Origin of the sequence: Pseudoalteromonas sp. Z9A6, from assembly GCF_011378805.1 — a bacterium.
Lineage (GTDB): Bacteria > Pseudomonadota > Gammaproteobacteria > Enterobacterales > Alteromonadaceae > Pseudoalteromonas > Pseudoalteromonas distincta.
In genome coordinates this window covers 1-21,132 of the sequence record NZ_WTKZ01000064.1, presented here as the reverse complement: position 1 = coordinate 21,132, position 21,132 = coordinate 1, and the positions used below count along the sequence as shown (strand labels likewise).

Here is a 21,132-nt window from a genome sequence, read left to right as displayed (position 1 = left end):
ATACTGTTAGTTCATTGATATGTAAAGGCTAATTCTGGGGATACTTTAGCATCTACGCCAAGCGCAAGCGCAATATTTTGTTTATAAGAGCGTCCAGCCTCTTGTTGCTTAAGTGCAGCAGTTTCTAGCAATGACTCTGCAGAAGACTTTATATTATTAGGTGTGTCAGGTGAGTTAATTAGTATTAAAGCTTGAGTATCGGCAGCAGGTAAATTATTAACTGTTAAATAAGCACGAACTAAGTACAAGCGAGCTTCATACCATCTAGGGTTATTTTCAACCACGCGTTCAAAGACAAATACAGCTGGCGCCGCATGCCCTGTTTTAAGTGCACTGACCCCTAATAAAAAGTCGTATACGGGTTCGCCCAGGTACTGGTATTCGCTATTACTTTTTTGATAAGCCTGAGTGAATTTTTTTCAGAAACTAATTTTTGAAGCTCAATCAATAGCTTATTGTATTCATCATTGCTTTGAGCCAATGAGTTAAAGCTCATTACAGCTAAACAACTACACAGTAAATTTCCTAAAACCTGTTTAATCATGCTTAATTTTATATCCCAGTAGAAGTTTGATGTTTAGTAAAAAGTGATGCCAACATTAGAAACCTACCACTTTTTGTAGCTAAGTATAGTTAATACAGTCACATTGGTTAACTAATTGTAGATAAGTAATGAGTTATACCAATCCGCGATAATACTTAATCATTTTGCGGGGCTAAACGTGTCGCTATCTGTGTTAAAAAATTCTCATTTACGACTGCATGGGTGCAGAAGGTAGAGCAATGCAGGAGCAATTGCCGAGAACAATGAAATAGCGAATTTTTTGCCAAGCTATCAACATGTTTTTCCATCCTCAAAATAGATCAATTAATTAAGCGAATTGGTATAAATACTTGTTTATTACATATTATTACTAATTAGGGTGTGTTGATCTTTGTGGATTGAAATTTTTTAATCTAGGGATGATTTAATCGCAGCGTGAGATTTACAAATTAGTGGGTTTAACTAGAGTATGAATAATTGTGTTGTAATCTTAATATAGTAAGAGGTTTTAGAATTTATATAATAGGATAATTAATAGGGTATAAATATGAAGGCTTACTAGGAAAAAAGTGGGGCGATTGACGGGGCTTGAACCCGCGACAACCGGAATCACAATCCGGGGCTCTACCAACTGAGCTACAACCGCCACTACACACACCTTGTTTGGTGTGGCGCGCATAATACATAAAATAATAATTGTTGTGAAGCCCAAAAGTGAAATAAATTAAAATAATTTAAATCAGGCAAATATAATTAGTATTTAGTCGTTAATATTTTTTCAAAGTAGGCTATGTTTTATCGCATAAATGCCTCTAAAAAATAGAATATACTTGCATTTAATAGTATTAATTCATTATTTCATGAGAGTAAATTGTAAATTAATGTATAATAATGCCCGAAAACGCTTAATAAAAAACATTTGGAGTAAATATGGATTCAGTACTTAATTGGCTTAACGATAACTCAGGCCTAATTTTACACTACGGTATACAAGCTGTTGTTGCGCTTGTTATCTTTTTACTTGGTAGTCGTGTTGCTAAGTTTTGTTCTAACTTAACTGAAAAAGGTTTTGCTAAAAAGAAAGTAGATAAAGCTGTCGCTTCATTTGTTTCAAGTATTGTGTACACACTTGTATTTGCTGTAACTATTTTAATGGCACTTTCGCAAATTGGCATTGAAACAACTTCGTTCATTGCTATTTTAGGTGCTGCCGGTTTAGCAGTTGGTTTAGCATTACAAGGTTCATTATCTAACTTCGCATCAGGCGTACTAATTATTTTACTTCGTCCATTTAAGTCTGGTGACTTTGTTGAAGCAGGTAATAAAATGGGTACGGTTAAAAAAATCGAAATATTCTCAACTGAACTACGTACTCCAGATAACAAAGTAATTATCGTACCAAACTCTCAAATAATGTCTGGTGCTATTACTAACTTTTCACGAGAGTCTACTCGTCGTATCGATTTAGTTATTGGTGTTGGCTACGATGCTGATTTACGTCACGCAAAAGAAGTATTAAAATCTGTATTAGATGCAGAAACACGCATACTTAAAGATCCAGCTTACAATGTATCTGTAAATGAGTTAGGCGATTCAAGTGTTAACTTTATTGTTCGTCCTTGGGTTAACGCTGCTGATTATTGGCCTACTTACTGGTCATTAATGGAAAATATTAAAATCGCATTAGATGATGCAGATATTACTATCCCATTTCCACAAATGGATGTTCACTTTCACAAGCAAGACTAATTTTAAATAGTTATTTAATTAAAGTTATCTTTAATTGTTATAGTGCTAAAGAGCTATTAAACATAAAATTTTCATGCGGTATTTGCTGCATGAAAATTTTTTACATTATTACTTAGCTGTTTAGCTTGCTCTAACAAGTAATGCTTTAATAAAATAGATGTACATTTATACAAAGGTTATTTTTTAATGAAATTAAAGCTTTTATCAGTTTTAGTTGCGGCTTCTGCTGCAACAAACGCATTTGCTGCAGACGCAGAACAAAGAACATGGGAAGTTACCAGTGAATTAGGTGCTATTGTCACAAGTGGTAATACAGAAACGACCACACTCAAAGGTGGCATTAAAGTTCAGCACAACCTTGAACACTGGAACAACGAATACAAGCTAGACGGCATCTACAAAGAAGATGAAGTTGAAGATGCAAATGGTGACAAAAACAAGCAGCGCACTAACGAAAAGTATTCAATTTCTGCACAAGGTAATTACAAATTAAATGAAGATCATTCTCATTTATTCATTTATGGTTCACACGTTTCAGATTATTTTGGAGCGTATAGAAGTGAGTCAGTAATTTCTGCAGGTTACGGTTTACGTTTATTAAACGAAAAAACTATGTGGCTAAGTGCTGAAATTGGTCCTGGTTATAAATACTTTGAATACCCAGATGACAGCACTGAAGTTGATGACAACGGTAACTCTCTTGCTGGTGAATTTGAAGGCGAAGTAATTGCCTTGGGTAAGTTAGATTACAACTGGCAAATTTCTGAGAATGCACGTTTTACTCAATTAGTTGCTGTTGAGTACGGTGATACAAACACTAAAACTCGCTCTGAAACTGCATTACTTGCAAAAATAAACGGCTCGTTACAAATGAAAGTCGCTTTTAATGTCACTAACAACTCAGATGTTGCTGACGATAAAGAAAGCACTGACACAGAAACGTCATTCACGTTGGTTTACAGTTTTTAACCAATGTAGTTAAGTTAATGACATTAAAGTGACAAAAGGGACGAAAGTCCCTTTTTTATTTTCTTAAAATTAAGGTATTATAGCGGCCAATTTTGGTTGTAGACCTAGGGATATACCTACTCGTGAAAGTTTTTACACAATTTATTAGTGCTTTTATTCTACTTTGTAGTTTTAGTACTTTGGCTTTTACGCCAACAGCGTCTCAAATTGAGCAATTTAAAAAGTTACCTAAAGCTCAACAAGAAGCCCTCGCAAAACAGTATGGTGTTGATATATCAACGATCACTGGTACAAACCAATCTAATAATCAAAATAATACACAGCAGCAAAATAGTATTGGTGAGCGCGCAGAACCCGAAAAAGAAAAGCTTACAGATGAAGAGCGCTTTAAACCAAAAACAGACGAATTAAAGCCGTACGGTTACGAATTGTTTGCAGGTGAACCAACTACATTTATGCCAAGCGAAAATGCCGCAGTACCAGATACATATATTGTGGGCCCTGGCGATCAATTAAAAATAAACTTTTATGGTAAAGAAAGTGACAGTTTTGAAGTTATAGTTGACCGTGAAGGACGTATTAGTATTCCAGATTTAAGCCCTGTAGAAGTGGCCGGTTTGACCTTTGCTGAAATTAAAGAATTAGTAAAAGTAAAAGTAGAGCAAGAGGTAATAGGTGTAAAAGCGTTTGTATCGCTTGGTCAGCTTCGTAGCATGCGTATCTTAGTGCTAGGAGAGGCTTACAAGCCTGGTAGCTACAGTGTTTCATCATTAACAACCGTTTCGCACGCATTATTCGTAAGCGGTGGCGTGTCTGACATTGGCTCTCTTCGTAATATTCAAGTTAAACGAGCAGGCAACGTAGTTGCAAACTTTGACCTTTACGACTTACTTATTAATGGCGATAGCAGTAACGATATCGTATTAAAGCCGGGCGATGCTGTATTTATTCCATCAGTTGGCGCTCAAGTAAGAGTTGAAGGTGCGGTTAAACGCCCAGCTATCTTTGAACTTAAAAAAGGTGAGTCTGCTAAGCAGTTATTAGCAATGGCCGGAGGCCTTAAACCAAATGCATATGCCAAAAGCGCAATTGTAGAGCGCTTTAACTTCGATCGCAAAGAAGTGCTATCGGTAGATTTTTCAAAATCGCAAATTAACTATATTCCACAAGATGGCGACCGTATTCGCTTTAATTCAGTTAGCTCGCAATATCAAAACTCAGTTAGCTTAATTGGTGCTGTAGCGCGCCCAGGCAATTATCAATGGCACCAAGGTAAGCGCATTTCAGATGTACTTAAATCAGTACGTGGTGATTTACTACCGCAAGCCGATTTAAGCTATGGACTCGTAATCCGCGAAATAAATATAAACGGCGATATAGAAGCACACCAATTTGACGTTGCTCAAGCGATTATTAAAAATCCTGAAAATAACTTACAACTTCAAGCTAATGACAAAATTGTTGTATTTAGCCGTTTTGAAGAAAAAGAATTAGAGCAATCAACTCTAGCAAATATGGCCCTTAGTCAAGAGCAGCAAGAGCAGCAACAAAAAGCAGAGCAATGGCATAAGTTTGAACAAAAAGAGTTCGAAAAATACATTGGCGTTAATCAAGAAGACGAAGAACTTGTTCTTGAAGACAATAAAATACTCACTATTGCTGAAATTTCTAAGCGCAAAGCAAAAGAAGAAGAAGACCAAGAACTCAAACCTGAAGATTACGCGTTATTTAGCCGCCATAATTTATTAGCGCCAATTATTGCTAAATTTAAGCAGCAAGCATCAGTGCAGCAAGCAATGCAATTAGTTGAGATTAGCGGAAACGTTACTTTCCCTGGTATTTATCCACTAATGATTGGTGGTGAGGTAAGTGATTTAATAACAGCAGCAGGTGGCTTGCTGGAGTCAGCATACATAAAACAAGCTGAAATTACGCGAATAGTAGCGAGTGATGGTTCTAAAATAGAACACTTACGATTTGATCTTGAAAGCGCCATGAAAGGCGACCTTCAAAGTAATATTACATTACAAAGTAAAGACAGCATAAACGTATTCGCTATTCCAAATTGGCAAGAAAATGTAAAAGTAGAATTAAAAGGTGAGCTTAAATTTCCGGGTACTTACACGATACGCCGAGGTGAAACGCTAACTGAATTACTTGAACGCGCGGGTGGTTTTTCAAAATTTGCAGAGCAAAAAGCAGCTGTATTTACCCGTATGTCGATTAAAGAGCAAGAGGAAAAGCAGTTAGCACGTTTATCTACAGAGCTTCGCCGTGATATAGCTTCTAAGAGCTTCCAAAACTCTGTAAGCAGTAGCACACTTTCATATGAAGAAATGAACAAGCTGTTAAACGACCTCGCGAGTGTTGAAGCCGTAGGACGTTTAGTAATTGATTTACCTTTAATTGTAAATAATCAACAAAACTTAGTATTACAAGATGGTGATACGCTTTATGTACCAAGCAAGCGTGATTCAATCAGCGTAATTGGTGAGGTTAACTACTCAACATCACATCTATATAAATCAGGTGTTAGTGTTGATGATTATATAGCGCTAAGTGGTGGCCTGAAAGAGCGTGCGGCTGAAGACCGAATTTACATTATTAAAGCCAATGGTTCAGTGAAAATACCAAACACAGGTGGCTGGTTTGCAGCAAATAATGCTGATCAGTTAGAACCAGGCGATACCATAGTAGTGCCAATGGACGCAGGCCATATGGATAAACTAACGCTGTGGAGCACAGCAACGCAGATTCTTTATCAGCTTGGTGTGGCAGTTGCAGCGATTGGTAGTTTGTAAAAAGTTAAGTAATAAGTCTTCAGTGATGAAGACTTATATAATTTCAACCTGCTCGCTATCGTTTATCGAATAGTTTGAATAAGTTATATTAAAGGTCTTAAAATTTTTATGTCAAATGATATTAAAACAATTGAGCTGGATACTACTCCTCCTAAGCATGAAAAAAATCATAATGAGATTGATTTACGTGAAGTCTTTAATGTTATTTGGAAAGGAAAATGGACTGTTGCAATTATTACTGTATTAATGGCTATAAGCTCTGTTTATTATGCAATACAACAACCAAATATTTATAAATCGGAGGCTCTTTTAGCTCCAGCCGAAACTAAAAGTAGTGGTGGGCTATCAGGTATAGCTGGTCAATTCGGTGGTTTAGCAAGCCTTGCAGGGGTCAATTTAGGTAGTCAAAGTGCAAATAAAACACAGCTTGCATTAGAGGTTTTAAAGTCAAGAATATTTACTAGTGAGTTTATAAAAAGACATGAAATATTACCTGATTTGATGGCTGTAAAATCATGGGAACTAAGTAGTAATACTATAGAATACGATAAAGAACTTTATGACGATGAAAATGGAAAATGGTTGCGAGCCGTAAAGGCACCTCGTAAACCAAAGCCTTCAATGCAAGAAGCTTATAAAGAGTTTATACAGATAGTTTCAACAAGTACTGATGTAGAAACTGGGATGGTAAAAATATCAGTAGAGCATGTATCACCTTTTATTGCTAAGCAATGGGTTAATTGGTTAATTCAAGATCTAAACGATGAAATGAAACAGCGAGATGTTTTGGAAGCGAATAGAAGTACAGAGTTTTTGACTAAGCAATTAGAGGAAACAAAAATAGCTGATATTCGTAGTGTGTTATATAAATTAGTAGAAGAACAAGCAAAAACTATTATGTTTGCAAATGTACGGGATGAGTATGTTTTTAAAACGATTGATCCCGCACTAGTGTCTGAGGAAAAAAGTAAACCGAAAAGGGCTCTTATTGTGATGCTCGGTGTCACATTAGGTGGTTTACTAGGTATTATATTAGTACTTATAAGACATTTTTTTAAAAAATAACTAACTAATTTATATCTTATTTATTTTTCTTAGTTTATTAGTAGTGGTGTCACTTTCAGCTTAATGTGTTTAAAAGGAATTTAAGGCTGGAATTTCGAGTTAATAACGATTGTTTCTGAGGTTTTGATAATGAATTATATTCAAAGTTTTAATTCTATCTATGGGGAAGAATTATAATGGCCAGTAAGGTCAAAATAGAAGAAGCTGATGAGGTGGCAAGTAACTCTGAACAGTTAGACGGTATATTTATAACTGAAAGCTTTAAATCTAAAAAAGAAGCTTTAAAACAAGATGTTATCTACGTTTTTTGTCCTCCTGAGTGTGCTTCTAAAATAGGTGGAATCATTGAAGATTATTCGTTTGATATCATTATAAATGATTACAGTGTTAAAGATTTTACTAAAAAGATAGTTTGTCATTATCAAAGCGATTATTTGACAAAGGAACAGAGAAAATTTCTAGTAGGAGCAACAGAGTGTGGTGCCTGGGTTGAGCCATTAATTAGCTATTTAGACGACCGTTTAAAATACACCGAGGTTAGACTACTCCGTAGTAATTATTTTTTGCACCAAAAAGCATTTTCTATTCTTTCAAATCAACGAACCCAAGTTGCAAAAAGGTTCATGGATGTAGCATGTGCATTGATTTTATTAATTATAACACTGCCCTTAGCAATTATAGCTGCAATATTAATAAAATTAGAAAGTTCTGGACCTATTTTATTTAAGCAAAAACGGACTGGGCAATATAATAAACAGTTTAAAGTCTATAAATTTAGATCTATGTGTAATGATGCAGAAAAGCATGGTGCTCAATGGGCTTCTAAAAATGATGTGCGAATTACTAAGGTCGGTAAGTTTATACGCAAAACACGCATTGATGAAATTCCTCAACTTATAAATGTTCTACAAGGCAACATGTCGATTGTAGGCCCCAGGCCTGAACGTGAAATTTTCATAAAAGATTTGGAAAAAGAAATTCCATATTATCGCTTTAGACATGCAGTTAAACCAGGTGTTACCGGGCTTGCGCAAGTGAGTTACCCATATGGTGCGTCTGTAGAAGATGCTATCTGGAAACATAAATATGATATTCACTATATTAAGCATCATTCGTCATTATTAGACTTGAAGATACTACTTCTAACTGTGAAGACTGTTCTATTCGGAATGGGTAGATAATGGACGAACCATTAGTATCAGTAATTATGCCAGCTTACAATGCACAAAACTATATAAAGCAAGCAATAGAATCTGTTCAATCTCAAACGTATAAAAACTGGGAGTTATTAATCACAGATGATCGTTCGATTGACAATACACAAGAAATTGTAGAGCAATATGTAGCTAAAGATCCGCGGATAAAGCTATTTATAAATGAAAGTAATAGCGGTGCGGGCGTTGCCCGCAATAATTCGATAGCTAATGCTAAAGGGCGCTTTATAGCATTTTTAGATGCTGATGATCAGTGGTTAGCCGAGAAATTAACTAAACAGATTAGTTTTATGCTCGACAATGGATATGCATTTACTTTTACAGGTTATCAAAAGTTGCAAGGGAGTAGTCTAAAAGGAATAGTCATACCTCCTGTTTTAACCAATTATAAAAAGTTGTTAAGTAGTAATGTAATAGGCTGTTTAACAGCTGTATATGATGTAAAAACTCTTGGTAAAATGTATATGCCTTTAATAAGAAAAAGGCAGGATATGGGGTTGTGGCTTAGTATTTTGAAAGAAGTTAAAGCAGCTTATAGTATTTCAGAGTCACTGGCTATTTATAGAGTCGACTCAGGTATGTCACAGAATAAATTAGAAATACTAAAATGGCAGTGGTTATTTTATCGTGAAGTAGTGAAGCTAAACATTTTTAAAGCGACTTATCACTTTTTTATATATTCGGTTAAAGGTTTTCTAAAACATAAAAAATGAAAATATTAGTTACAGGTGGTGCAGGGTTTATTGGCTCTGCCGTTATCCGACATATACTAGATAGTACTCAAGACTCTGTTATTAATCTTGATAAGCTTACTTATGCGGGGAACCTAGAGTCATTAAAATCAGTTCAGGCTGATGAGCGTTATACATTTGAGCAAGTCGATATTTGTGATCGTGTAGCCCTAGACCGTGTATTCAAAGAACATAAACCAGACGCAATAATGCATTTAGCTGCTGAAAGTCATGTAGACCGTTCAATTACAGGGCCGAGCGACTTTATTCAAACTAATATTGTAGGCACATATAACTTACTTGAGGCAGCTCGCAGTTACTGGAATAACTTAGAAGTTAATGCGAAAAAAGCATTTAGATTCCATCATATTTCAACGGATGAAGTATATGGAGATTTACCTCACCCAGATGAGCAAGTAGGTAATGGGTTAGGTAAAGCGCTACCTTTGTTTACTGAACAAACATCTTACGCACCAAGCAGTCCTTATTCAGCAAGTAAGGCGTCTAGCGATCACTTAGTTCGTGCATGGCAACGTACTTATGGCTTTCCTACAATCGTAACCAATTGCTCAAATAACTATGGGCCATATCATTTCCCTGAAAAGTTAATACCTTTAGTAATACTTAATGCGCTAGAAGGTAAAGACTTACCTATTTATGGTAAAGGTGATCAGATTAGAGATTGGTTATTCGTTGAGGATCATGCTCGAGCTTTATATAAGGTAGTAACTGAAGGTAAAATTGGTGAAACCTATAATATTGGTGGTCATAACGAAAAGCAAAACATCGAAGTTGTTAAAAGTATTTGCAGTATTCTAGATACTTTAGTGCCTAAGGACTCCCCGTACTCAGAGCAGATAACGTACGTGACAGATCGCCCTGGTCACGATAGACGTTATGCTATTGACTCGTCAAAAATGAGTACAGAGCTAAACTGGACACCAATAGAAACCTTTGAAACAGGCCTACGTAAAACGGTTCAGTGGTATTTAGATAATCAAACGTGGTGTCAAAACGTACAAGATGGTTCATATCAGCGTGAGCGTCTGGGCGAAATACATATGACAGCTAAAGGAAAATAGCATGAAAGGAATTATCCTTGCCGGAGGCTCCGGTACACGCCTTTATCCTATTACTATGGGTGTATCCAAGCAGTTACTCCCAATTTATGATAAGCCAATGATTTACTACCCGCTTTCTGTGTTGATGTTAGCGGGAATACGTGAAATCTTAATTATTACTACACCTGAAGATCAAGCGTCATTTAAACGATTGTTGGGTGATGGCTCACGCTTTGGTGTTGAGCTTAGTTACACAATACAACCAAGTCCTGATGGTTTGGCTCAAGCGTTTATTTTAGGTGAAGAGTTTATTGGCTCTGACGACGTTTGCTTATTGCTAGGCGATAATATTTTTTATGGGCAAGGGTTCTCACCTAAGTTGAAGCATGCGGTTGAGAATGCCAAAAATGGGCAAGGAGCGACTGTATTTGGTTATCAAGTAAAAGATCCGGAACGTTTTGGTGTCGTTGAATTTGATGATAACCATAAGGCGATTTCCATTGAAGAGAAGCCAGCTAAACCAAAGTCTGATTTAGCGGTAACCGGTTTATATTTTTACGATAATTCAGTTGTAGAAATAGCAAAACAAGTTAAGCCCTCGCATAGAGGTGAGCTAGAGATAACGTGCTTAAATGAAATTTATTTAAAGCAAAATAAGCTTAATGTTGAAATACTTGGTCGCGGCTTTGCTTGGCTTGATACAGGTACGCATGAAAGCTTACTTGAAGCGGCTCAATTTGTAGAAACAATAGAAAAGCGCCAAGGCTACAAAATAGCTTGTCTAGAAGAAATTGCATTCAATAATAAGTGGCTAACTAAATCTGAAGTGGAAGCGCTTGCAGCCCCAATGCTTAAAAATAGTTACGGTCAATACCTAATGAGTTTAGTAAAAAGTAATGCATAATCACTTAACTTTGAAGGAGTGGGATAGCCACTTTTTTAACAAGACAATATTTTCACTTGAGCTAACAAGTGATGATATAGAAAATAAAAATTGGCCTAGTAACTCACTAGTAACAACTAAAGTTAGTTCAAATAACTATCACTATTTAGATAAAATGAATAAGTACGGCTTTAGCTTTGTTGAGGGAGAAGTTGTATTTCAAAAAAGCTTGCTAGACAGCAATGACGTAGTTTCACTACCAAGTTTTAATTGTTATCTAGCGCTAGAAAGCGATATTGATGAACTTAAACGTACAGTAAGTGATTTATATGTGAAAAGTCGTTTTAGAGAGCCGTGGTTTTCTCCAAGTGAAAGAGATTGCTTTTATCAAACGTGGATCGAAAATGCAGTTTTATCTAAATTCGATGACTGTTGCTTAGTCTTAAAGAACGAAGGTAATATTTCTGGTTTTATTACCATTCGGATTAGAAATAAAGAAGCCGTTATAGGGCTTATTGGAGTAGCTAGTCGTTTTCAGGGGCAGGGAATAGGTAGTGAACTGCTAAAGCTAATAGAGGCCTACTGTTTAGCAAATAACGTTAGCAAGATAAAAGTTGCAACACAAACTAGCAATACCCCCGCAGCAAATTTATACAGTAAAAATGGTTTTAGCATTGCTGATATATCATATTGGTTTTATAAACAGGTTTAAAAATGATCCCTTTTAATATTCCTCCTAAAGTAGGCACAGAATTAGCGTATATCGAACAAGCGATTGCATCAGACAAGTTATGCGGCGATGGTTACTTCTCTAAAAAGTGCGAAAAATGGTTTGAAGACAGCTTCAACACAACAAAAGCATTACTAACTCCCTCATGTACAGCATCGTTAGAGCTAGCCGCTATTTTGATAGATATTCAGCCAGGCGATGAAGTTATAATGCCCTCCTATACATTTGTATCTACAGCGAATGCGTTTGTATTACGTGGTGCAAAAATTATATTTGTTGACGTTCGTCCGGATACAATGAATATTGATGAAACACTTATTGAAGCTGCGATTACGGCTAAAACAAAAGCAATAGTGCCAGTACATTACGCAGGTGTAGCTTGTGAAATGGATACAATACTCACTATCGCAGAAAAACATGACTTGTGGGTAGTAGAAGATGCAGCACAAGGCGTAATGTCTACCTATAAAGGTAAAGCACTAGGAACTATTGGTCATATAGGCTGCTATAGCTTTCATGAAACTAAAAACTACTCATCGGGTGGCGAAGGTGGGGCAATTTTAATTAATGACCCTAAGCTGGTTGAGCGAGCTGAGATTATACGTGAAAAAGGAACAAATCGTAGCCAGTTCTTGCATGGTATCGTCGATAAATACACGTGGCAGGACATAGGGTCGAGCTTTTTACCAAGCGAGTTACAAGCGGCTTATTTATATGCACAACTTGAAGCCGCAGACACGATAAATAATTTTCGTTTATCAATATGGGAACGTTATTACAGTGAACTTAGCCAAAAGTTAAAAGCAGAGCAGTTACCTCATATTCCCGATTCATTAACGCATAATGCGCATATGTTTTACATTAAACTAAATTCAAATGAAGAAAGAAATGAATTTATTAGTTATATGAAAGAGCAGGGTATTACAACACCTTTTCATTATATCCCACTGCACTCAAGTCCAGCGGGTAAGCAATTTGGTGGGTTTATTGGTAATGATCTTCATACATCGGCTGAAAGTGCAAAGTTAGTACGTTTGCCGCTTTATTTTGGGATGCTTACAGAGGATCAAAATAAAGTAATAATAGCTATATTTAATTTTTTCTTTAGTAATTAACTACTTTAATAATAAATGAAAACTAGGGAAAAAATGAAAATAGTACATATTTCTAGCTGTGATAAATTCCTACCCCCTTATATAGAATTTATTAGAAAGCATTTCGATTTTTCAGAACACCAGTTTTTTTTAACTAGTGGAATGGCTGACTCTTTAATTACAACATCTAATAACGTTTCTTTAGCTAAACGTGGTCTGTTATCTCGGCTCAAGCATTATAAAAATGTACTTATTGGAATGCATAAAGCAGAAAAAATAATACTACATGGGTTATTTGATATTCGTATAATTCAAATGCTTTTTTTTACCCCATGGTTATTAAAAAAATGCCATTGGGTTATGTGGGGTAGTGACTTATATGTTTATCAATTTTCAGATAGAGATAATGCATTTAAGCGTAGAGAGTTTTTTAGAAAGTTTGTAATAAAAAATGTTGGTTTTTTAATAACTTATATACCAGGAGATGCTGCGTTAGCACGTGAGTGGTATAAAGCAAAAGGCCAAATTTTAGAGTGTATTATGTACACTAGTAATCTTTATAAAGATCACAAGTTAGACGTAGATACTTCACAGAGCATCAATATTCAATTAGGGAACTCAGCTGATCCAAGTAATGAACATATTGATGCGCTTGAGAAGCTATTAAAATTTAAAAATGAAAATATTAATATCTACGTTCCCTTATCTTACGGGCCGGCAGGGTTATCCACATATACCGAAAATGTCATAAAGCAAGGCAAAGAGTGGTTTGGTGAAAAGTTTAAACCAATGTTAAGTTTTATGCCTTTCGATGAATACCTACATTTTTTATCGACTGTCGATATTGCTATTTTTAACCATAAACGTCAACAAGCTATGGGGAATACAATAGCGCTATTAGGCTTAGAGAAAACGGTATATATCAGAAGTGAAACCACACAATGGGAATTTTTTCATTTAAAAGGAATTAAAATTGGAGATATAAACCAATTGAATTCATTAGATAAAATTGATGTAAAAACAAATTCTGAAATTATAAAAAAATACTTCTCAGAAGAGCAATATTTACAACAACTCAAAAATATTTTTACTCAGTGAATACCTTACTTAATTTATTGTTTAATCGCTACTGACTAATGAGAAGTTATGGAACTTAAAAAAATACTTGTTTTTGCATTGGGCCCCATAGGAGGAGCCATTTTAGGTTTTGTAACTTTACCATTGATCACGTGGTTTTTTACTACTGAAGATGTTGGCCGAATTGCAATGTTAAATGTAGCTATAGGCTTTTCTACATTGTTTTTCAGTCTGGGCTTGGACCAAGCATACGTAAGAGAATACCATGAAGCCAATAGTAAACCTGCGTTGTTTAAAGCTACATTTCTGCCCGGTTTTGCACTACTAACCGTTATATTATTGATTATTTTAAGTTTAGATGGAGCACTTTCAAAATGGCTGCTTGATATCGATAGCCTACTATTAAGCGTCTTAATCGCTAGTGTTTTGATATCCACATTTATAGCTAGATTTCTATCACTAATCTTGCGTATGAATGAAAGAGGTTTAGCATACTCAATGAGTCAAGTGTTGCCTAAAATATTACTTATTGTAATTATAGTAAGTTATGTTTTTTTTAACACTTCTAAAAACATCACTAATCTTATAATTGCTAATGTAGCATCAACTATTTTCATTTGCTTAATTTTTGTTTGGAATACTCGAAAAGAGTGGCTGGCAGCTGTAAAAGAAAATATTGATTATATTTACTTGCAAAGATTACTTAAGTTTGGAGTTCCATTAATTTTTGGAAGCCTAGCATTTTGGGGGCTAACTGCAACTGATAGGGTCCTTTTAAAAGAGTTATCAACTTTTAATGAGCTAGGTATCTACTCCGTGGCTGTAAGTTTTGCAGCCGCAGCAACTATATTTCAAAGTGTATTTTCAACAGTGTGGATCCCTACAGTCTACAAATGGGCCTCTACAGGAGAAGACCTTAATAAAATAGATAACGTAAATCGTTATGTATTGTTAGTTGTAATCGTTTTATTTTGTCTTGCTGGTTTATTTTCGTGGTTGGTTACTCTTATTTTGCCTTCTCAATATAAAGAAGTTCAATGGATTTTAATCGCATGTTTAGGTTTCCCTTTACTCTATACATTATCAGAAACTACAGTGATTGGTGTAAACATTTCACGTCGCTCTGGTTTTTCAATGGTGGCCTCAATTTTGGCCTTCATAAGTAATCTGATTGGAAATTACTATCTTATCCCGTACTGGGGAGCTGCTGGAGCTGCAGTAAGTACATGTTTCTCATTTTGGTTGTTTTTTTTATTAAGAACAGAGTTCTCTATTTATTTATGGAGGCCAATGCCAAGAGTTTTACTATATGGCTATACTACTTTATTAGTTAGCGGGGCTATAGGAAATACATTATATGGTGATGTTTTAGGTGATTACTTTATTTTATATTGGCTATTATTGTTATTAAGTACTTTGGCTTTTTTTAAAGACGAATTGAATGAAAGTAAATTGTTTCTAATAGATAATCTTAAAATGAAATCTATTAAAAGTTAAATGTTAATTATTGCGATAGTTGTAATCTCATACACGTCAAACGCAGCAATGCGCTATAGCTAAAAATATTAAGAAGGTAAAAATGATAAAAAGTTTGATATGGAAATTAGTATTAATTATAAACTCTCAGCTTATAAGGTTCTTTGGAGGCTATGATTTTTCTGAAAAATTTAGAGAAATTGCTTATAAAGGAATGCTTTTTAAGTTAAAAAAGCAAAACGTAGAAATTGGAAAAAATTCAGTTGTTTATAATACGAAATTTTCTTACAGCAGCAAGGGAGATCGTTTTTACATTGGAAGCAACACAACTATAACAGGAGCTACGTTACTCGGGCATGATGCTTCTCCATGTGTGTATTTAGACGAGTTAATAATGAAGCCAAATGTGTGGTCTTCAGGTTCTCGAAGGTCTTTTAGAGATCCAATCAACATAGGAAGCAATGTTTTTATTGGCCACGGCTGTATTGTTTTGCCAGGCATAACAATCGGAGATAATACGATAGTGGCTGCAGGAAGTGTTGTTACAAAAAACTTGGAAGGTAATTTTGTATATGCCGGAAATCCAGCTAAAAAAATTAAAGATATAGATAGTTATAAAAGTAAATATAAGAGCTTGTTAAGTGACTTCCCAGAAAAGTTTTGATTTAAAAACGTTAGTAATATACATTTTTGCTTTGTGTGGCCCTTTATCTACAACGTTTTTAGATAAGCCTAACCTAGCGTTATTAACGTCACTTTTTTTTGGTTTATTTCTTATTAGTTTTATAAGCAATAAACTTAAATTTGATAATGAAATAGTCAAAGCTTTTCTTTTTTCTTATTTTTTCATTCTGCTTTTCTCAATAATCGGTGGATACACTGTCTCTAGCCTATATTCAAGCCCTGAACAAATGAGTAAAACACTCTCCAGGATTGTAACTATGTGTCTTGGGCTTGTTGTTATTGTATCTATTGGAGATTGGATATATAAGAGAAAAGATGAGGAGCTAAAGTTTTTCATTAAATTATCTTTTTTAGCTACGGTTTTATTTGCCCTCTTAGGGGGATATCAAATTTTAGCTAATAAGTTTGGCTTACCTTTCATAGAAACTAGATCTGATGTTTATGGCACTGATTACTCAATGAGAGAATCACTTGGGTTTCGATTGACATCAATAGCTAGAGAGCCAAATTTTTATTCCCCAATATTATTTGAATCATTATGTCTTGCATTTGCTGTTTTAAGTAGAAAAAAGTTTATTATATTTTTAATCGTAACTTTGTTTTTAATGTTTAAAACATTATCCACAGGTGTTTATGCGCATGCTATTTTGTTTTTTACTTTAGCTTTTATATTTTCTAGGGTGAAACGCCTTTATAAAATATTGCTTTTTTCTCTTTTGGGTGTTGCATTTTCTTTGTTTATATATATAAACCTTGATTCTTTTTGGTTGCAGTACTTTATATCTAAATTAGGCGCAGAAGCTTCCGGCTCATCTTTGAGAAGTAATGTATACATTACGGTTTTAAAAACATTTTTAGAGTCACCGTATATAAATATTTTCTTTGGCCATGGCTTAAATTCTTTAACTAGCTTTAATGATTTTTCCTTACATACAGAAAATTTAGAATTTGCTATTTCGAATAACTTATACATAGATTTTCTCTGGGATGCGGGAGTTTTTGGTTTACTATTTTATATTTTAGGAATGTTGTACGTTTTTATAAAATTAAACATTATCAAACATAGTAGCAAAATAGGTTTCTGTGCATTTATGATGTTTTTAAGCTTGTTAATATCTTCCTTATACCGCTCAGAGTATACTACAACCCACTTCTTTTGGGTTTTATCAAATATTTTAGTTTTATACTGTTTATCAAAAAAAAGGTCTCATGATGACACTTGATATGTTGTTTTCCACATTTGGAGAGCGAGTGGAAGTACTCGCTAAAAATTTACCTCAAGAAAATGAAAAAGTAACATTAATTATTTGTCATCAAACTACTCAAAAACTCTCCGATTCAGTAAAAAATATATTCAAGGCTAGAAATGATGTTAAATACTTTGCTCTAAATTCAGTTGGAGTAACAAAGAGCCGTAATTTCGCAATGGAAAAATCAAGCGCTGATATAATTATGTTTTGTGATGATGACGTACAATATTCAGCAGATGTGTATGAAAATGTAAGTGCTGCGTATATTAGCAATCCTAGCTATGGTTTTATAACTTTTGCGTATACTAAAACAGGCTTAGGTTTACACAAATTTTCAAATTCCTCGTTTTCACATAATTCAAGAACAATTTTAAATGTTGGCACTATAGAAGTTACATGTAAAAGGGAGAACTTGAAAAACGTTAAAAAATGGTTCCCAGAAGATATGGGAGCTGGTGCTAAATATTATTTGTGTGATGAACCTGTTTTCTTGTCAAGGTTGCTTAAATCTGGGTTAAAAGGGAGGTATGTTCCTATTACTATTGGCGAACACCCACCAGAGTCCAGTGGTGTAGGGTTTAAAGATATTAATGCGTTAGTTTCAAGAATGTATTGCTTTACTCGGATATTTGGCTCTTTCGTAGGTCGTTTATTATATTTAGTTTTTATTTTAAAAAACTATCCTCGCTTTAAAAATATTTCTTTATTTTGTAAAAGTCTAACCGTATTTTTTAAAAAAGTTGATTAAGTTATGAGTAAAAAAATATTATTAGCTAATGCATCATTTTACCCAAGCGTAGGTGGTGTTGAAAACTCCTTAAGAAGTTTATCAGAAGAGTTTAACAAACAGGGCATGAGTGTAACGATAATTGCTAGTAACGAGAGAAAGTTACCTGAATATGAAAGGTTATTTGGAGCTGATGTTTATAGATATAAATATGTCCCTCTTTTTGGATATTTTATAACAATAGCTTTATTGATGAAGAAATTAAAAGTATCAAATTTTGATCTTGTTGTATCTCGACATATAGCAACAACATTTGTTTTGCTATTGCTCAAAGTGAAAAAAGTCAAATATATTGTTCCAGGAGTCTATAAGCATCAAAATATAGGCCTGAGAAATACTTTTTCGGGAAAAATTAAGTACTTCATAAATTGTAAGCTTGAAAAGTATGTACTCCAAAATACAGATGAAGTTTGTGTATTTAGCAATACCATGGAATCTCAAGTTGGAGAGCTACGGGATAAGGAAATAGTAAGGCTTTACCCTGGCGTAAATGCACAAAGGTTCTTCCCTGTTGATGCGAGTGAAAAAAATCGATTGAGGACCCAAGAAGAATTGCCTTCTAATAAAAAAGTAATTTTTTCAATAGGACGATTTGTTGATGTCAAAAATTTAAAGCTTGCCATAGATTCACTCAAGCAACTTGATGATAGTGTTATTTTAGTATTAGTTGGCGACGGGCCTCTTAATAATCAATTAAGGAACTATGCCAGGGAGATCGGGATTGCTGAGCGTGTTTTTTTCAGAGGTGCGACTAAGGTTCCAGAGAAGTACTTTAAGCTTGCTGATGTGTTTTTATTAACGTCTACATATGAACCTTTTGGGCAAGTTCTTTTAGAAGCTTCAGCTAGTAAATTACCTGTTGTTGCCATTAATAGTGATATTTATGGAATACAGACGGCTACAAAAGAAATATATAACAACTTTGAAAGCTTAGTTCATTTAAGTGAAACAAAGGAGGCTCTAGCCTATTCTACAAAAATTAATGAAGCTCTTAACGCAAAAATAGATGACAAGCAGCACATTTCATTCTTAGAGCAATACTCTTGGGCTAACATGTCGAAAAAGCTATTAAGCTAAAAATAATTTTATAATTTTATAATTTATATATGCAAGCATGCGTCTAGGATATTAATTACTTTACTGGCGTATAGCTTGCTGATTTTAAAATTTTATTCCACATAATTTAAATATGTATGGCTACCACAAGCTACTTTCCAATTTCTATAATTACCTCTCTACTTAAAACTTGTTTGTACCTTACTGCTAACGCACTTTTTGCATCATCATCGCCATGCACAATTTTTATATAGCTTGGCTTTTTATGCATACCTGTTACAAACTTAATTAACCCATTTTGATCGGCATGGGCGCTATAGCCACTAATCGTATGTACTTTGGCGCTTATAGTAATGCGAGCATCGTTTATAAAAACATAGCCATTACGTGGGCCATATTTTTGAATTTCGCGGCCTAACGTTTTATTACCTTGGTAACCTACAAACAATACATCGGTGGTTTTATCATTTAAAAATCGCTCAAGATAATTAACTATTCGTCCACCAGTACACATACCACTTGCCGCTAATATTATGGCTGGTGTTTGTCGCGAACTTAAATAGTTAATAACAGCCAAATGCTCCTTGTGTGTATCAACCGTAGTTAGATTTTTAAAATCAAGCGGGTGCCTACCGTTTGAAACTTTGCGTTTAGCTTCACTGTCCCAAGTGTTTAAAGTTTTTGTATTGCTCAGTAAAATTGGCTGCCATGGGGGAGTCGAGTATTACGTGAATGTCTCGCCACTTAGACTTATTTAGATGAGCCATGTATGAGTTGCTCAAGCTCATATAGCAGCTCCTGTGTGCGGCCAATACTAAAAGCAGGAACTAAAAAAAACGCCGTTGTCGGCTACGGCGCGTTCAATAATGTTTTTTAGCGTTTTTGTACGCTCTTTACGGCCTTGGTGATTTTTATCGCCGTAGGTTGATTCAATAACTAGAGTGTCGGCTTTATAAGGCGCTTTAGGCGAAGGGAGTAGCGGGGTATAGGGCGCGCCTAAATCTCCTGAAAACACAACGCGATGTTTGTTGTTATCATTATTTGTAACGTCAATTTCAACGTAGGCAGAACCTAATATATGCCCAGCACGCTGAAATCTCGCCTTAGCTTTATTGAGCCCTTTGCAAGGTAGTTCAAACCACGTTTTATAATCAACAGCAACTATGCGTTTATTTAATAAGCTTAAGCAGGCAGCTATAATTTTAGGGTCGCGGGTTACACCTACTTTTAAAGCATCTTCAATTACCAAAGGTAATAAACTGGCCGATGCAATACTTGTAAAAATAGGGCCTTTAAAACCGGCTGCTAACAAGTAAGGAATTCGACCAACATGGTCAATATGGCAATGGGTAACAATAAGCGCAGTAACATGGGTAATATCAAATTCAATTGATAAATCTGCTTTAGAATCTTCGCCTTGAAATAACCCGCAATCAACAAGCACACTTGTTTGCTCGTTAACTACCAGCTCGTGACACGAACCAGTAACTCCATTAACCGCTCCGTGATGAAGTATTTGCATAGGATATCTAAATTTATTTTTTAAAGTAAAGTTAAAACTAGAGCTAAACAGTGATTTTAGCAAAGTTTGACTACGTTGTTATTGCAGATACCATCTCTCATTTTAAGCTTCAAGGTCGTATTTAACTTTCTTGGAGCTTAAACGCTTCTTGGTTTTTTATTACACCAAAACATATATGAATTAGCTTTCGCATATTTGCACACACAGCTTGCATCGGTGTTTTACCATTATTTATTAACGTTAACTTGTGTCGTTTTATTGTTTTATTCCATTGCCCGGCGACAATGGCTGCCATATAAAGTTTGCATCGAATTCTGGCTGGCCCAAGTTTACTGATTGATGTTCGCCCTTTTAATTTACCCGATTCATTGTGCCGTGGAATTAATCCACAATAAGCCGCCGCTTCTTTGGCTTTATTAAATTTTTTAGCCGCAAACAA

The 21,132-nt window shown here is 35.0% G+C and carries 18 protein-coding genes, 1 tRNA gene and 1 pseudogene; 16 read left to right on the top strand and 4 right to left on the bottom strand.

All coding sequences use genetic code 11. The annotated features are described in order from the left end of the window. Positions 1-11: 11 nt before the first annotated feature. Positions 12-248 carry a hypothetical protein gene (locus GQR53_RS21375; protein WP_240917498.1) on the bottom strand — a complete coding sequence of 79 codons (237 nt, stop codon included), beginning with the start codon at positions 246-248 and terminating at the stop codon, positions 12-14. Positions 249-1,114: 866 nt separating this feature from the next. Continuing rightward, positions 1,115-1,190: transfer RNA gene (locus GQR53_RS17670), tRNA-His, on the bottom strand. Between the two features lie 284 nt (positions 1,191-1,474). On the opposite strand from GQR53_RS17670, the gene GQR53_RS17665 reads away from it, so the two are divergent. The 16 genes from GQR53_RS17665 to GQR53_RS17590 all read left to right on the top strand — a co-directional run bounded on the left by GQR53_RS17665 (position 1,475) and on the right by GQR53_RS17590 (position 19,192). Further along, positions 1,475-2,293 (top strand): mechanosensitive ion channel domain-containing protein, encoded by an 819-nt coding sequence (locus GQR53_RS17665; protein ID WP_024596588.1) that lies wholly within the window; start codon positions 1,475-1,477, stop codon positions 2,291-2,293. Positions 2,294-2,479: 186 nt separating this feature from the next. Further along, positions 2,480-3,262 (top strand): DUF481 domain-containing protein, encoded by a 783-nt coding sequence (locus GQR53_RS17660; RefSeq protein WP_024596589.1) that lies wholly within the window; start codon positions 2,480-2,482, stop codon positions 3,260-3,262. A 122-nt stretch (positions 3,263-3,384) separates the two neighbouring features. Further along, positions 3,385-6,063, top strand: coding sequence for an SLBB domain-containing protein (locus GQR53_RS17655; protein ID WP_165744769.1), 2,679 nt, complete (start codon positions 3,385-3,387; stop codon positions 6,061-6,063). A 108-nt stretch (positions 6,064-6,171) separates the two neighbouring features. Next, positions 6,172-7,128 carry a Wzz/FepE/Etk N-terminal domain-containing protein gene (locus GQR53_RS17650; protein WP_165744767.1) on the top strand — a complete coding sequence of 319 codons (957 nt, stop codon included), beginning with the start codon at positions 6,172-6,174 and terminating at the stop codon, positions 7,126-7,128. Between the two features lie 176 nt (positions 7,129-7,304). Beyond that, positions 7,305-8,309, top strand: coding sequence for an exopolysaccharide biosynthesis polyprenyl glycosylphosphotransferase (locus GQR53_RS17645; protein WP_165744765.1), 1,005 nt, complete (start codon positions 7,305-7,307; stop codon positions 8,307-8,309). Beyond that, a complete protein-coding gene (locus GQR53_RS17640) occupies positions 8,309-9,055 on the top strand; it encodes a glycosyltransferase family 2 protein (protein WP_197098886.1) in 747 nt (248 codons plus the stop codon). The genes GQR53_RS17645 and GQR53_RS17640 overlap by 1 nt, the downstream gene beginning before the upstream one ends. Then, positions 9,052-10,155, top strand: coding sequence for a dTDP-glucose 4,6-dehydratase (gene rfbB / locus GQR53_RS17635; RefSeq protein WP_165744763.1), 1,104 nt, complete (start codon positions 9,052-9,054; stop codon positions 10,153-10,155). Before GQR53_RS17640 ends, rfbB begins: the two co-directional genes overlap by 4 nt. Position 10,156: 1 nt before the next feature. Continuing rightward, positions 10,157-11,038: a glucose-1-phosphate thymidylyltransferase RfbA gene (gene rfbA / locus GQR53_RS17630; protein WP_165744761.1), complete on the top strand. Its 882-nt coding sequence runs from the start codon at positions 10,157-10,159 to the stop codon at positions 11,036-11,038. Then, a complete protein-coding gene (rffC, locus tag GQR53_RS17625) occupies positions 11,031-11,729 on the top strand; it encodes a dTDP-4-amino-4,6-dideoxy-D-galactose acyltransferase (RefSeq protein ID WP_165744759.1) in 699 nt (232 codons plus the stop codon). The genes rfbA and rffC overlap by 8 nt, the downstream gene beginning before the upstream one ends. Positions 11,730-11,731: 2 nt before the next feature. Then, the gene (gene rffA / locus GQR53_RS17620) at positions 11,732-12,862 is read left to right on the top strand and encodes a dTDP-4-amino-4,6-dideoxygalactose transaminase (RefSeq protein ID WP_165744757.1); all 1,131 of its coding nucleotides are present in this window, start codon (positions 11,732-11,734) and stop codon (positions 12,860-12,862) included. 33 nt (positions 12,863-12,895) lie between these two features. Continuing rightward, positions 12,896-13,939, top strand: coding sequence for a TDP-N-acetylfucosamine:lipid II N-acetylfucosaminyltransferase (locus GQR53_RS17615; protein WP_165744755.1), 1,044 nt, complete (start codon positions 12,896-12,898; stop codon positions 13,937-13,939). Between the two features lie 48 nt (positions 13,940-13,987). Next, entirely contained in the window at positions 13,988-15,415 is a 1,428-nt protein-coding gene (locus GQR53_RS17610; protein ID WP_165744753.1) for a lipopolysaccharide biosynthesis protein, read from the top strand. A gap of 82 nt (positions 15,416-15,497) precedes the next feature. Next, a complete protein-coding gene (locus GQR53_RS17605; RefSeq protein ID WP_165744751.1) occupies positions 15,498-16,058 on the top strand; it encodes an acyltransferase in 561 nt (186 codons plus the stop codon). Continuing rightward, positions 16,036-17,301 (top strand): O-antigen ligase family protein, encoded by a 1,266-nt coding sequence (locus GQR53_RS22675; protein WP_165744749.1) that lies wholly within the window; start codon positions 16,036-16,038, stop codon positions 17,299-17,301. Before GQR53_RS17605 ends, GQR53_RS22675 begins: the two co-directional genes overlap by 23 nt. Then, positions 17,288-18,076 carry a glycosyltransferase gene (locus GQR53_RS17595; protein WP_165744747.1) on the top strand — a complete coding sequence of 263 codons (789 nt, stop codon included), beginning with the start codon at positions 17,288-17,290 and terminating at the stop codon, positions 18,074-18,076. The genes GQR53_RS22675 and GQR53_RS17595 overlap by 14 nt, the downstream gene beginning before the upstream one ends. 3 nt (positions 18,077-18,079) lie before the next feature. After that, positions 18,080-19,192, top strand: a complete 1,113-nt coding sequence (locus GQR53_RS17590) for a glycosyltransferase family 4 protein (protein WP_165744745.1) — start codon at positions 18,080-18,082, stop codon at positions 19,190-19,192. Between the two features lie 130 nt (positions 19,193-19,322). On the opposite strand, the pseudogene GQR53_RS17585 reads toward GQR53_RS17590, so the two are convergent. Together GQR53_RS17585 and GQR53_RS17580 are read right to left on the bottom strand one after the other, a co-directional pair. Then, positions 19,323-20,693: pseudogene (locus tag GQR53_RS17585) on the bottom strand (MBL fold metallo-hydrolase). 121 nt (positions 20,694-20,814) lie between these two features. Beyond that, a partial coding sequence (locus GQR53_RS17580; RefSeq protein ID WP_165744744.1) for a transposase occupies positions 20,815-21,132 on the bottom strand: 318 nt, incomplete at its 5' end.

Coding starts and splice junctions, on each gene's coding strand:
- rfbA (WP_165744761.1), top strand. CDS start 10,157: ATGAAAGGAATTATCCTTGCCGGAGGCTCCGGTACACGCCTTTATCCT.
- GQR53_RS17650 (WP_165744767.1), top strand. CDS start 6,172: ATGTCAAATGATATTAAAACAATTGAGCTGGATACTACTCCTCCTAAG.
- GQR53_RS17645 (WP_165744765.1), top strand. CDS start 7,305: ATGGCCAGTAAGGTCAAAATAGAAGAAGCTGATGAGGTGGCAAGTAAC.
- GQR53_RS17615 (WP_165744755.1), top strand. CDS start 12,896: ATGAAAATAGTACATATTTCTAGCTGTGATAAATTCCTACCCCCTTAT.
- rffA (WP_165744757.1), top strand. CDS start 11,732: ATGATCCCTTTTAATATTCCTCCTAAAGTAGGCACAGAATTAGCGTAT.
- GQR53_RS17665 (WP_024596588.1), top strand. CDS start 1,475: ATGGATTCAGTACTTAATTGGCTTAACGATAACTCAGGCCTAATTTTA.
- GQR53_RS17610 (WP_165744753.1), top strand. CDS start 13,988: ATGGAACTTAAAAAAATACTTGTTTTTGCATTGGGCCCCATAGGAGGA.
- GQR53_RS17590 (WP_165744745.1), top strand. CDS start 18,080: ATGAGTAAAAAAATATTATTAGCTAATGCATCATTTTACCCAAGCGTA.
- GQR53_RS17640 (WP_197098886.1), top strand. CDS start 8,309: ATGGACGAACCATTAGTATCAGTAATTATGCCAGCTTACAATGCACAA.
- GQR53_RS17660 (WP_024596589.1), top strand. CDS start 2,480: ATGAAATTAAAGCTTTTATCAGTTTTAGTTGCGGCTTCTGCTGCAACA.
- GQR53_RS17605 (WP_165744751.1), top strand. CDS start 15,498: ATGATAAAAAGTTTGATATGGAAATTAGTATTAATTATAAACTCTCAG.
- rfbB (WP_165744763.1), top strand. CDS start 9,052: ATGAAAATATTAGTTACAGGTGGTGCAGGGTTTATTGGCTCTGCCGTT.
- GQR53_RS17595 (WP_165744747.1), top strand. CDS start 17,288: ATGATGACACTTGATATGTTGTTTTCCACATTTGGAGAGCGAGTGGAA.
- rffC (WP_165744759.1), top strand. CDS start 11,031: ATGCATAATCACTTAACTTTGAAGGAGTGGGATAGCCACTTTTTTAAC.